The organism is Daejeonella rubra, assembly GCF_900103545.1.
GTDB lineage: Bacteria > Bacteroidota > Bacteroidia > Sphingobacteriales > Sphingobacteriaceae > Daejeonella > Daejeonella rubra.
The window spans coordinates 1-13,129 of sequence record NZ_FNHH01000032.1; the positions used below are offsets into that span (position 1 = coordinate 1).

The 13,129-nt window shown below is 40.5% G+C and carries 9 protein-coding genes and 1 tRNA gene; 9 read left to right on the forward strand and 1 reads right to left on the reverse strand.

The window, feature by feature from the left end; all coding sequences use genetic code 11:
* Positions 1-310: 310 nt before the first annotated feature.
* From BLR27_RS16225 to BLR27_RS16265, 9 genes are all read left to right on the forward strand, one after another.
* Positions 311-3,361 carry a PVC-type heme-binding CxxCH protein gene (locus BLR27_RS16225; protein WP_221406365.1) on the forward strand — a complete coding sequence of 1,017 codons (3,051 nt, stop codon included), beginning with the start codon at positions 311-313 and terminating at the stop codon, positions 3,359-3,361.
* Between the two features lie 35 nt (positions 3,362-3,396).
* A complete protein-coding gene (locus tag BLR27_RS16230; RefSeq protein WP_090706641.1) occupies positions 3,397-5,160 on the forward strand; it encodes a neutral/alkaline non-lysosomal ceramidase N-terminal domain-containing protein in 1,764 nt (587 codons plus the stop codon).
* A 26-nt stretch (positions 5,161-5,186) separates the two neighbouring features.
* Complete coding sequence (locus BLR27_RS16235) at positions 5,187-6,041, forward strand: sugar phosphate isomerase/epimerase family protein (RefSeq protein ID WP_090706642.1); 855 nt, start codon at positions 5,187-5,189, stop codon at positions 6,039-6,041.
* Between the two features lie 43 nt (positions 6,042-6,084).
* Positions 6,085-6,909: a polysaccharide deacetylase family protein gene (locus BLR27_RS16240; RefSeq protein ID WP_221406366.1), complete on the forward strand. Its 825-nt coding sequence runs from the start codon at positions 6,085-6,087 to the stop codon at positions 6,907-6,909.
* 202 nt (positions 6,910-7,111) lie between these two features.
* Positions 7,112-8,824, forward strand: a complete 1,713-nt coding sequence (locus BLR27_RS16245) for an IlvD/Edd family dehydratase (RefSeq protein WP_090706646.1) — start codon at positions 7,112-7,114, stop codon at positions 8,822-8,824.
* Positions 8,825-8,839: 15 nt separating this feature from the next.
* Complete coding sequence (locus BLR27_RS16250; RefSeq protein ID WP_090706648.1) at positions 8,840-9,607, forward strand: SDR family NAD(P)-dependent oxidoreductase; 768 nt, start codon at positions 8,840-8,842, stop codon at positions 9,605-9,607.
* Between the two features lie 39 nt (positions 9,608-9,646).
* Entirely contained in the window at positions 9,647-10,519 is an 873-nt protein-coding gene (locus tag BLR27_RS16255; RefSeq protein ID WP_090706649.1) for an SMP-30/gluconolactonase/LRE family protein, read from the forward strand.
* A 209-nt stretch (positions 10,520-10,728) separates the two neighbouring features.
* Complete coding sequence (ychF, locus tag BLR27_RS16260; protein WP_090706651.1) at positions 10,729-11,829, forward strand: redox-regulated ATPase YchF; 1,101 nt, start codon at positions 10,729-10,731, stop codon at positions 11,827-11,829.
* 60 nt (positions 11,830-11,889) lie between these two features.
* Positions 11,890-11,961: transfer RNA gene (locus BLR27_RS16265), tRNA-Arg, on the forward strand.
* Between the two features lie 163 nt (positions 11,962-12,124).
* Here BLR27_RS16265 and BLR27_RS16270 read toward each other — a convergent pair.
* On the reverse strand, positions 12,125-13,114 hold the full coding sequence (locus BLR27_RS16270) for an FRG domain-containing protein (RefSeq protein ID WP_090706653.1): 990 nt from the start codon (positions 13,112-13,114) through the stop codon (positions 12,125-12,127).
* Positions 13,115-13,129: the final 15 nt, after the last annotated feature.

Genomic DNA, 13,129 nt, shown 5'->3' on the forward strand with positions numbered 1-13,129 from the left:
AATTCAAATCGTCACGCACTTAATCACTCCGTAACTAATAGACTATCAATGATTTCAAAGAACAATTTTTATTTTTTAATGGACACTAATGAATTAATATAGGAAATCGGTATTGATCTCTCAATGAAAAACTTGTTAAATAATGCCCCTATTGCTGCTTATTCAATTGCAGATCCCTGGAAAAACCGCAAAGCCAGGACATTTTAAATATAGTCTTATTGAAAAATTAAGAGTAAAAACAAGGGAAAGAATATTTAGATTTAAATCAACAATAAAAGCGGGCAGCAGATTTAAAAATTAGAAAGTTTCAATGAGCAAACATAATAACGGCTTCTGTCGAATGCCTTTTTCTTTCGTATTCTTAGCCATATTCATAATAAGCTGTATCGATATATCAGAATCAGGCACAACCGCCGTAAATGCAGAACTAGCCTTATCAACCTTTGAATTACCGAAAGGATTTAAAATTGAACTGCTTGCAGCAGAACCCCTGATCTCAGATCCGGTGGATATGGAAATTGACGAGTACGGCAATATGTATGTTATTGAAATGCATGGTTATCCACTGGATAAAAGCGGGACTGGCAATGTAATTCTGCTGAAGGATACTAATGGGGACGGAATAATGGATAAGAGAATTGTCTTCGCTGACCATTTAACCCTGCCAGCAGGAGTCATGCGATGGAAAAAGGGCATTATGGTTACTGATGCCCCTAATTTGCTTTATCTCGAAGATTCCAACAATGACGGGAAAGCGGATATCCGGGATACTGTCCTGAGCGGTTTTGCCCTGTCAAATCCCCAGCACAACACCAATAATCCAATGTACGGCCTGGATAACTGGATATATATTGCACATCAGGGAGCCACCTCCACACGTGAATACAAGGAAGAGTTTGGGGATGAAGGATCGGAAATTATTTTTCCTGGTTCTGTGAATGCAGCGAAACTACCAAAGAATGCAAATGGACGATCCATCAGATTTCTGCCTGATCAAAAACAAATAGAGAGCCTATCCACCCAAACCCAGTTCGGACATGCTTTTGATCAATGGGGACATTGGTTTGGATGTAATAATTCTAACCAGGGTTATCATGAGGTAATAGCTAACCGTTATTTCCAGCGGAATAAAGACCTGGTTATTTCCAGTTCAATCCAGTCGATGTCAGACCATCTGAATGCTCCCGAGGTCTTCCCTACTACCACTCATCCCGACAGGCAATTACTCACCGACGTGGGAGTAATGACTTCAGGATGCGGTATTACTGTATACGATGGAGGTGCCTTCCCTGCTCCTTTCGATAAGAATATAAGTTTTGTGGCCGAACCTGTTAGCAATCTTGTCCATGCGGACGTCCTTAAAGATAAGGGAACAAGCTTTGAGGCAAGTGCTCTGTTAAAGAATAAGGAGTTTCTGACTTCAACGGATGCATGGTCACGACCGGTCAATTTCTATGTTGGTCCGGATGGTGCACTCTACATGCTGGATTATTACCGCAGAGTGATCGAGTCGCCAGAATGGATGTCGGAACAAGCGGTAAAAGCCGGCGGACTATATGATGGCTCTGACAAGGGTCGTATTTACAGAATTACTGCAACAGGCCAGAAAGCTGCAGAATGGACAAAAGGTCTTAAACTGGGTGATGAAAGCAGCGAAAAACTAGTGGAGCACCTTGCAAATAATAACCGTTGGTGGAGGACTACCTCTCAGCGACTTTTGGTCGACCGAAATGACAAAAAAGCTTTACCAGCACTTCTTAAAATGGCCGGCAATAAGGAATCCCCCATGGGCAGGTTACATGCACTCTGGACACTTGAAGGTCTGGCTGAATTAAGCCCTGCCTTGATTGAACAGGCTTTAAAAGATAATGAAGCAGGCATCCGCAGCAATACAATCAAACTTGCCGAACTTCATTTGCAGGAGTCCCCTCAACTGCTTAGAGCACTCCTGTCCATGCAAAATGACAATGACCCCAAAGTCAGGCTGCAATTATTATTAACCCTGGGATATGATAATTCAAAGGAATCAGCGGCTGTCAGAAACAAACTACTATTCCGGGACATCAGTGATAAATGGGTTCAGATTGCCGCTTTAACTGCATCCTCTTCACAAACAGAATCAGTTTTAAAGGAAGTGCTCAATAGGTACCAGTCTGATGTACCTGCCTATTCATTATTAGTCCAGAGGCTGGCTACAATGACTGCCAATGGTGGTAATCAAAATGCAATACAGAAGCTTCTTCAAAATTCTGTAACTAATAGTTCCGGAAAGCAAATACAATGGCAGGGAGCTATGCTTGAAGGGCTTGCCATCGGAATGGAATCCCTGAAATCAAAATCTCCTGAATCCATTAATGCCTTTAAAAACGATCAGGGCCTATTGATTAGTACATTTTTCGGGCACCCATCCGAGGAAGTACGAAAAGGATCTCTCGATATGTTGAGGGTAATCGGATTAAGTACCGGGCCTGAAACAAAAGCTGCCATAGACAAGTCCTTGCTAATTATGGCAGACCGCAGCCTCACAGATAAAAAAAGGACTGAAGCCATTAATTTCCTTGCACTGACTGACCCTGCCCCATATAGTTCTTTGTTAAAGAATTTAATCGTTCCTCAGGAACAACCGATCGTTCAGCTGGCTGCTTTAAAAACCCTGAGTAAAATACCGGGAACTATGGTCAGCGATTATGTTTTGCAGAAATGGGCGGTTCTTACTCCTGAAATAAGGGATGCAGCTATCGGAACATTTCTGGGTAATGATGACAGAATCAATCTACTTTTAAGTGCAATTGAAAAAAATCAGGTTCAGGCAAGCAGTGTTAGTTTCGGTAGAAGTGTTCAGCTCATGCAAAATAAAGATGACCTCTTGCGCAACAGAGCCAGAACGCTGTTTACCAAAAATGAAGAAGAAGGCAAAAAGGTAAATAAAGCGTACCAGGAAGCTCTTGAGCTTAAGGGAGATGCAACGAAAGGTCAAGCTGTTTATGTACAGAACTGTGCTATTTGTCACCAGGTGAGAGGAAAAATGGGTGTTGAACTGGGTCCTGATCTGGGTACCATTCATAACTGGACTGCCGAAATTATAATGGCTAATATTCTTGATCCCAATATTTCAATATCCAGTGGTTATGATCTCTGGAATGTGGAATTAAAAAATGGAGAATCACATCAGGGAATTATTTCAAGTGAAACAGATGTCGCTATAACGATCAAAAACAATGGAAAACTTGAAAAAACGATCAATCGTCAGGATATTAAGGAAATAAAAAGCATGGAAATTTCTGCAATGCCTTCCGGACTGGAGAAAAAAATCAACAAACAGGAAATGGCAGATCTTCTCGCTTTTTTACGCAAATTTTAAAGGAATAATTGTCTTAAAATAAAAATCATATAAGCATGTCACTCAAAGGTTTAAAATTTCTGCTCTCAGGGCTTGTCATAATTGCTACCCAAACTGCTTACGGACAAGTGCCTGATAAAGTCTTCAGGGCATCTGTGGTCAAAGTTGACATAACTCCTGATGAACCTAAAATGTTGCTGGGTTATGCAGCAAGGAAATCAACCGGTATCAATGACCGCATTTATCATCGGATTGTAGCGATGGATGATGGAGTGAAGCAATTCTTTTTGGTTTCAACAGACATCTGTGTGATGTCACCTTCTGAATACGACCATGTTGCAGCTATACTTCAGAAAGATCTGGGTATTGATCCCGAGAATTTTTGGTGGACATTAACCCATACCCATTCTGCACCTGAAGTTGGAGTTCCCGGTCTTCCTGAGGTTTTTATGGGAGATCGTTATAAGCATGATGTAGATACCGCCTATACCTCCCTGGTTGAGCGTTCCCTGATAAAAGGTATCACAGAAGCACGAAGCAAACTGGTTAAAGCCAAACTGGGTGTTGGCTGGGGTTTTTCTCAGGCAAATATTAACCGCCGGGCGATTGATGAAAATGGTAAAGCTTCTTTAGGATTAAATCCGGAAGGCGCTGTTGACCGCAAAATTGGTTTGATCCGCCTCGATAAAGAAGATGGAAGTCCGCTTGCGCTGATTGCCAATTATGCAATCCATGGAACTGTGCTTGGACCTGCTCATACTGAAGTTAGTGGTGATGCTCCCGGAATCGTATCTGAATATGTAGAACAAAAATTAGGTGTCCCACTTCTATTCATCAACGGTGCAGCAGGTAATCTGGCTCCTATTTACAGTGTTTATCCGAATCCCAGAGCAGGGCATTTGAGTCAGTTCAAGGTATTGTTAGGTGACAAGATTCTTTCGGCTAATAAAGAAATTGTATCCAGCCGTTCTGACATTAAGCTATTTACCGGATCCCTCATTATTGAAACCCCAAGAAAGCCCAATTTAAGCTGGCCTAAGGATTTGTCGAGATATACCCAGACCTCAGCGAATGGAGACCATATGGTGCTGCTGCCGGCAAGGTTCCTGAAGATCAATGAAGATGTGGCCATATGGAGTTTACCGGTTGAACTGTTTTGTGAGATCTCGAACGAGATCCGCGATCGCTCGCCCTTTCCCTTTACATTTTTCTTTGGCTATGCGAATGGCTGGCTCGGATATCTGCCTACAGAAAAAGAATGGAAGCATGGAGGGTATGAAATCGAAACCGTTTCCCCTTACACACCTGTTGTAGAGAAACATTTAAAAGAAGCCGTTCTGGGCTATCTGGAGGGTGAAATGAAGAGTACACCAGTATCCCAGCCACAAACTCTCAATAAACCAGCAATTGTAAAATCAGAACCTGATGGCATGCTCAGGCTGACTGCCCGTAATGGTAAAGGAATTGGTCCGAAAATTAAATATATGCCCGAATGGTGGGCTTTTGGATGGTTTACGAACTTAGACAGGGTTGAATGGGATGTTGAGGTAGATCTTGAAGGTGAATACAATGCCGAGCTGGTTTGGTCAGTTTCGGATGAAACAGCAGGTAATGAGTTTCTGCTGGAAGCCGGCAAACAAAAACTGACCGGAACTATTGACCGCAGCGGTTCCTGGGAAACCTTTAAATCAAAAAATATCGGTACAATCAAACTAAAGCCTGGCCGGCAGAAAATTGTTTTCAGATCAAACAAGCCTTCTGTAGATGCCGGAATGTTGGACCTGCGGGAAATTAAACTAAGTCTGGTAAAAAGCAAATAAATACTCATCTTCTAAATCAATATAAAATGATAACATTTAAAAGTAGTCTCTGGTATTTATGCCTATTCGCTGTTTCATTCATTGGATGTGCCGAAAATTCCAAAAAAGCTCAGGACCAAAATACCGAATGGAATATGGGAGTAGCCTTGTATTCTTTCAACCGCTTTTCATTTGCTGACGCCCTTGATAAAGCAGACAGTGCCGGAGTGAGTTATGTGGAAGGCTTTTCTTTCCATAATATGGGTAAGGAATTCAATGATAAAACTATGGCTGCGATGACTGATGAAGACATCAGCAAATTGAAGGAAATGCTCAGCGCTAAAAAGATTGAAATGCAATCTATGTATGTTAGTGGTGCAAAAAATGAAGCCGACTGGAAGTATTATTTTGAGATGGCTAAGGCAATGAATATGCAGCACCTGGTAGCTGAGCCGGAAAAGGAATCATGGGACATGCTTGATAGTCTGGCAGGAGTATACAAAATCAAAATAGCCATTCATGAGCACGCAAAGGGAAAAAGTCAATACTGGCATCCTGATTCTGTAATCGCCGCTATGAAAGATCATCCAAATTTTGGAGTTTGTGCCGACTTAGGACATTGGGAAAGAAGTGGATTAAATCCTGCTGAATCTCTGAAAAAACTGGAGGGAAATATACTTGGGGTTCATCTAAAAGATATCCACGAAACCAACAACCCTGACGCAAATGATGTAATTATTGGCAAGGGTGTCATTAATTTCCCTGCTATAATAGATGAATTAAAACGTCAACATTTTAAGGGAGTGATTCATGTTGAATGTGAGCATAAAATGGAAAATAACCTCGCTGAGGTGATCGCAGGAAAGAAATACTTCGAGGGATTAAATAATAAAGTCAATTAAAAGAAGTCAATCTGAACCTAATATGAAATTATTTACGACAATCTTGAAAAGAAATATATTTTTTTCAAAGAATAATTTATTTCTAATAATATTATCTATTTTTCTTTCTGGTGAAATACTATTGGCGCAACAAAACGAATCAACATTTGCCTGGCCTGAGGGAAAGCAAATTGCTATCAGTTTAAGTTTCGATGATGCCCGTGCAAGTCAGGTAGATGCCGGAACCGCACTGCTTGATCAGTATGGAGTGAAAGGCACATTTTATGTGGTTCCAAATTCAGTTAAACAAAGACTAGAGGGCTGGAAGAAAGCGGTTGCCAGTGGTCATGAAATTGGTAATCATTCTTTCAACCATCCCTGCACAGGTAATTTTCCATGGTCGCGACAAAAGGCCATAGAGAATTATACTCTGAAACAAATGCGGAATGAATTAATTCTGGCCAATAAAGACATCAAGGAATTACTTGGAGTTGAGGCTGAGGTCTTTGCTTATCCTTGCGGACAAACCTATATTGGCAGAGGAGAAAACACTGAAAGCTACGTCCCCGTCGTATCAAAATTATTTCTCAGCGGCAGAGGCTGGCTTGATGAAGGACCAAATGCTCCTCAATTCTGTGATCTTGCCCAGCTAACCGGGATGGAAATGGATGGAAAAGATTTTGATCAAATTCTACCGTTTATTGAAAATGCCAGAAAGAGCGGTGCCTGGTTGGTTCTTGCGGGACATGAAATGGGAACATCCGGAAATCAAACAACCCGGTTGAGTATGCTGAAAAAACTAATTGAATACTCGCAAGATCCTAAAAACGGGATTTGGATCGCTCCTGTTGGAACAATTGCCAAATACATTAAAAGCCAAAACGAATAAATTATAGTGCAAAAATGAATCAAAATAATTTTCGTCAATAACTTGCTTTAGGGTTATATTTCTTATAATAAATCAGTATTATGTTCTCCAATACAGGAACAAATTAAACAGGATTAGAAAAAAGTATTCAGTTTTATAAAAAAATTGATTTTTAAAATAATGGCTATTTACCAGGAATTCCAGCCAGATAGTATCATATAAAATGGATAAAAAATTACGAAGCCAACAATGGTTTGGCAAAAAAGGCAAGGACGGCTTTATTTACCGTGCCTGGATGAAAAATCAGGGCATTCCAGCTGATGAATTTGAAGGCAAGCCGGTGATAGGTATTTGCAATACCTGGTCAGAACTGACACCCTGCAATGCACACTTCCGTGAACTAGCTGAATCTGTAAGAAGGGGTATCCTGGAAGCCGGTGGTTTTCCTGTTGAATTTCCTGTAATGTCTTTGGGTGAAACCCTTATCAAACCTACTGCCATGCTTTACAGAAACCTGGTAAGCATGGACGTTGAGGAGTCGATAAGAGCGAATCCTTTAGATGGAGTTGTTCTGCTTTGCGGATGTGATAAAACCACTCCTGCCCTGGTTATGGGGGCCTGCAGCGTGGATATTCCTACTATCGTTGTATCTGGCGGACCAATGCTTACCGGAAAATATCAAGGCAAAGACATAGGTACAACCGATGTGTGGCGCTTTACAAATGACCTCAGGGCAGGATTAATGTCTCAGGATGAATTGAATGAAGCCGAGGCAGGTTTGTGCCGAAGCCGCGGACATTGCGCCGTTATGGGTACTGCATCTTCAATGGCTTGTATGGTTGAATCCCTCGGACTTACCCTGCCTGGGAATGCTGCAATTCCTGCCGCAGATTCAAACCGGAAGGTGTTGGCACAACTATCAGGACGGAGAATCGTAGATATGGTGAAAGAAGACCTTAAGCCATCAGATATACTGACCAAAAAAGCATTTGAAAATGCGATCAAAGTAAATGCAGCGATAGGAGGATCGACCAATTTTGTGATACACCTGACCGCTATTGCAGGAAGGATCGGAATTCCGCTCGAGCTGAAAGAGTTCGACCCTATATCAGCTCCTATCCCACTCCTGGCAAATCTGCAGCCTTCAGGAAAGTTCTTCATGGAAGATCTGTACTATGCCGGCGGACTGCCTGCTCTATTGAAGGAACTGGATACTTTCCTTAACAAAGATTGTATTACAGTAAATGGCAAAACGATCCGGGAAAATTACAAAAATGCCCGTTGCTTTAATCAGGATGTTATTACAAGCCTCGACAAGCCATTTAACACTGAAACAGCTCTGGCAGTACTTCAGGGTAACATTTGCGAGAATGGAGCGGTTATAAAACCTTCTGCTGCAAGTCCGCACTTATTTAAGCACACAGGAAAAGCTGTAGTATTTGAAAACATTGAGGACTTTAAAGCCCGGATAGATGACCCTGATCTGCCGGTAGATGAAACCAGCATCCTGGTATTGAAGAATGTTGGTCCGAAAGGATATCCGGGAATGCCTGAAGTTGGAAATATGAGCTTACCAGTGAAATTGCTTGAAAAAGGAGTTAAAGACATGGTTAGAATCTCCGATGGCAGGATGAGCGGAACAGGTTTCGGAACTGTGGTACTACACGTATCGCCTGAAGCAACTCATGGGGGCAATTTCAGTGTTCTGGAAACAGGTGATATCATCACCCTGGATCTGGAAGCAAGAAGCCTTAATGTTGATCTCAGCGATGCAGAATTAAATGCAAGAAAAGAAAAATGGATCAAACCTGAGAATCTTGTTGAAAGAGGATATACCGGACTTTATATTAATAATGTAGAACAGGCTCATCTGGGTGCAGACTTTAATTTCCTGAAAGGCGGTTCAGGCAGCGATGTAACAAGAGATTCTCATTAAATTCAATCATCAAATATGACGAATAAACCGTTTGAAAATAAAGTGGCCATTGTTACTGGTGCGGGACAAGGGATAGGCTATGAGATATGCAGACAATTGGCGCTTCAAGGTGCTAAGGTCATTTTAAATGATCTTGACTCCTCTTTGGCAGAGAATGCCGCAAAAAATATCCGGGAGGAAAACGGGAATTGCATCGCCCTTTCCGGAGATTCCAGTAACCTGGAATTTATACAGGAGATGGTTGATTTGGCAGTAAAAGAATACGGTCACCTGGATATTGTGATCGCCAATGCAGGCATTACCTTATTCGGTGATTTTTTAACCTATAGCCATGAATCATTCAACTCTGTTCTGCAGGTTAACCTGGCAGGGACATTCTTTCTGGCGCAAGCGGCAGCTAAGCAAATGATCAAACAGGGTTCAGGAGGTTCACTTTTATTCACATCCTCAGTTACCGGTCATCAGGCCCATAAAAACCTGGCTGCCTATGCCATGACCAAAGCGGCAATAGAAATGCTTGCAAGAAACCTGGTAATAGAACTTTCATCCTATAAGATCAACATAAATACGATTGCACCGGGGGCAACCATGACAGAAAGAACGCTTGGCGACCCTGAATATGAAGCTACCTGGTCCAGGCTCTCTCCTACCGGCCGGCCATCCACAGCAAAGGATATTGCAGACTCGGCCCTTTTCCTTGTGTCTGATAAAGCCAAACAAATTACCGGTCAATGCCTTGTAATTGATGGAGGATGGTCATGTATCAGTCCTTCTCCTTACTGATCATGCCGGAACAGATGATCATTATTCCTTGCTGACCAGATGAAAGCAAGCGTATTACATCCATCGCAGTGTATCCTCGGGGAAGGCCCGATCTGGCATGCTGAAAGAAAATGCTGCTATTGGGTTGATATTGAAAGTGGCATTTTATTTGAATATAATTGGATCAGCAGATCTACCAGAACATGGACATTTGATTATCAGGTCACGATGGTCTGCCCGGGGCAGAACAATTCACTTATTTTAGGATTAAACGGCGGTATAGGACGATTTGATCCGGAATCTGAAAAGCTCGAATATATTCTGAATGTTGAAACAGAAAACCAGGATATACGCTGTAACGATGGAGCATGTGATAGCAAGGGAAGATTATGGATAGGTTCCATGCATAAGGAATTTAAAGAGGATGCTGCATCCTTATATGTTATTGACAAGGATCTGAAAATCAACAAGGTACTGGATGATCTTACTATTTCAAACGGACTTGCCTGGTCGCCGGATAATTCAAGACTTTACTTTATTGATAGTCCGACGCGGGTGGTTCAATCTTTTCTTTTCAGAGAAGAGACCGGAGAAATTAAATTTGAAAAAAACGTGATCGAAATCCCTTCAGAATTGGGCATCCCGGATGGAATGACGATCGATCAGGAAGGAATGTTATGGATCGCACACTGGGGTGGATACGGAATTTACAGATGGAATCCATACGATGGTTCACTTTTAGATAAAATTGAAATCCCTGCCCCTTACGTTACTTCCTGTACTTTTGCCGGCGAAAACCTGGACCACCTGGTCATAACCACAGCAAAAGGCGACCTGAATCAAGCAGATCTTGCCCGGTATCCGGAAAGCGGAAATACCTTTTGGATTAAATTGGAAGTAAAGGGATTTGAATCCAATAAATGTATATTTTGAATTTACACATGAATTGAATCTGTCTTTAAAGGAATATCTCATTCTGTCCTCAATAGCACAGTAAAACTCAGAACATAATTTCTATCTTTGCGGCAAAATGGGGGAAAGCTCAAAACGGAAAGCGGAAAGCTCAAAGCTGAAAGCTGAAAGCCTATAACTTATTACTTATTACCTACAACTTATTACTTATTACCTACAAATAAATACAAATGGCATTACAATGCGGTATAGTCGGATTACCAAATGTTGGAAAATCCACACTTTTTAATTGTTTATCAAATGCGAAAGCACAGGCTGCGAATTTTCCTTTTTGCACCATTGAACCTAATATTGGTGTCATTACTGTACCTGATGCACGTTTAACCAAATTGGCTGAACTTGTAAAGCCGGTCAAAATACAGCCAAATACTATTGAAATAGTTGATATCGCCGGACTTGTTAAAGGTGCCAGTAAGGGTGAAGGATTAGGAAATCAATTTTTGGGTAATATCAGGGCGACAAATGCTATCATTCATGTTCTGCGTTGTTTTGATGATGACAATGTGATCCATGTGGATGGTTCTGTGGACCCTATCCGCGATAAAGAGATCATTGATACGGAATTGCAGTTAAAGGATCTTGATGCGATCACAAAAAGGATCCAGAAGGTTGAAAAAATGGCAAAGACCGGAAACGATAAAGATGCCAAGAAGACCTATGAGGTATGTAATATTGTAAAAGCTCATCTGGAAACAGGCAGATCTGTACGAACCGCACCGATCAGCGAAGAGGATAAAGAATTTATCGCAGATCTATTTTTACTTACCGAAAAACCAGTGATGTATGTGTGTAATGTGGATGAAAAATCGGTTGTAAATGGCAATAAATATGTAGATCTGGTAAGGGAAGCTGTGAAAGAGGAAAATGCGGAAGTTCTGGTCATTTCTGCTCAGATCGAAGCCGAGATCGCTTCTCTGGAGAGTTTTGAAGAAAGACAAATGTTTCTTGAAGACCTGGGACTTACTGAGTCTGGCGTTACACAATTGATCCGCGCTGCTTACAAACTATTAAAATTAGCCACCTATTTCACTGCCGGTGTTCAGGAAGTAAGAGCATGGACCATTACACAAGGATTTACTGCTCCTCAGGCAGCCGGTGTGATCCATTCAGACTTTGAAAAAGGATTTATTCGTGCAGAGGTTATAAAATACGAAGATTTTGTCAGCCTGGGCTCTGAAGCAGCCTGCAAGGAAGCAGGAAAGCTGGGAGTGGAAGGAAAAACCTATATCGTACAGGATGGAGACATTATGCACTTCAGATTTAATGTTTAAACCTTGCCACTGATAGCGGAATAACTATCTTTGCAGCTTAATCTTTTTCTCTGAAAGATTGTACCCATAGTTCAATGGATAGAATTGCAGATTCCGGTTCTGCTGATGTGGGTTCGAATCCCTCTGGGTACACGAAATTACTCTCCTGATAGCTTAGGAGGGCTTTTTTTATGCTTTGGTGTCAAAATAGGTGTCAATAAAGAACGATCTATTACAGTTAAAAATAATAAAATTTAATGGCTGATAACCTCAACCGATCAAAATATTATTTTAAAAAACTAGTTGAAAAATATATTTACAAGGGAGATTTATTTTTACTATCAGTATCACTGTCAGTAATTTCAATTTGGTTTTTAATTAAACTTCTAAAATACTCATCACTATTAATTTGGTTAATTGTATCTGAAAAATCATAATTAATAGATTTTCCAAGACCATCTAAATCTGGAAATGCAGAATAATGATTTACGCCGATTGAATTCAACTGTCTTAAAATTTTTCTTTTGCTATTCTTATCTATATAGATAAAGTCAATAAATTTTTCTTGAGACTCAAAATTATCGAGCCCTAAAGGAATATTGCCAAACAAGGTAAAACAAGCTTGCTGTGAGGCCATTCGATCATCTAGGTACGGTGGATAAATTGCAATCGGATACATTTTTGTACTTTCTGTACAGTCTAATCTATAATATCGACGCATTAATTCGTCAAGTTTTATAATATTACTATCATTAATTAACTCGCCTTTCTTATCAATTTTATTCGGCCCTAAAATCGTATAAAAATTTTTACTCTTCAGGTGTTCAACATCCTGAATACTTTTATTGTTTGTTATAGAATAGTTATTTAAAATGAATGGATATAAAATGCAAAACTTTGCATTTTTTCCATTTTCTTCTCTAATAGCAAAATAAAGGGCAATTAATGCACTTTCTGTCCAATCTAATAGACGTGTTTTAATACCGTAATGCTGCTTCAAAAAATATTTATTTAAAAGATTATCCTCAATTCCATTTTTTCTGAAAAACTGAGATGTCTTTCTTGAAAAACTGGAATCAATATTCTCCTCTATTCTGCTAAATTTTTGAGGATCATTTAAAACACTTCCCTTCTTATATTGTTGTGTTTTACCTCTAAATAAATTAGGTATTAGATCAAATTCCTCACTTCCAAGTCCTCTGTACCAAATCTTATGGGCTTCTTCAAAAGGTTCAATTGCAGACAAAAGCACTTCCATAAATTCTGCAAGGCTTTTAACATACTTGATTTCTTTTTCCTTGCTCATTCTATTTTACATTTT

What these genes read in the sequence shown, in the direction of transcription:
- BLR27_RS16235 (WP_090706642.1), top strand. Translation starts at nt 5,187, where the DNA reads ATGATAACATTTAAAAGTAGTCTCTGGTATTTATGCCTATTCGCTGTT.
- BLR27_RS16255 (WP_090706649.1), top strand. Translation starts at nt 9,647, where the DNA reads ATGAAAGCAAGCGTATTACATCCATCGCAGTGTATCCTCGGGGAAGGC.
- ychF (WP_090706651.1), top strand. Translation starts at nt 10,729, where the DNA reads ATGGCATTACAATGCGGTATAGTCGGATTACCAAATGTTGGAAAATCC.
- BLR27_RS16270 (WP_090706653.1), bottom strand. Translation starts at nt 13,114, where the DNA reads ATGAGCAAGGAAAAAGAAATCAAGTATGTTAAAAGCCTTGCAGAATTT.
- BLR27_RS16250 (WP_090706648.1), top strand. Translation starts at nt 8,840, where the DNA reads ATGACGAATAAACCGTTTGAAAATAAAGTGGCCATTGTTACTGGTGCG.
- BLR27_RS16245 (WP_090706646.1), top strand. Translation starts at nt 7,112, where the DNA reads ATGGATAAAAAATTACGAAGCCAACAATGGTTTGGCAAAAAAGGCAAG.
- BLR27_RS16225 (WP_221406365.1), top strand. Translation starts at nt 311, where the DNA reads ATGAGCAAACATAATAACGGCTTCTGTCGAATGCCTTTTTCTTTCGTA.
- BLR27_RS16230 (WP_090706641.1), top strand. Translation starts at nt 3,397, where the DNA reads ATGTCACTCAAAGGTTTAAAATTTCTGCTCTCAGGGCTTGTCATAATT.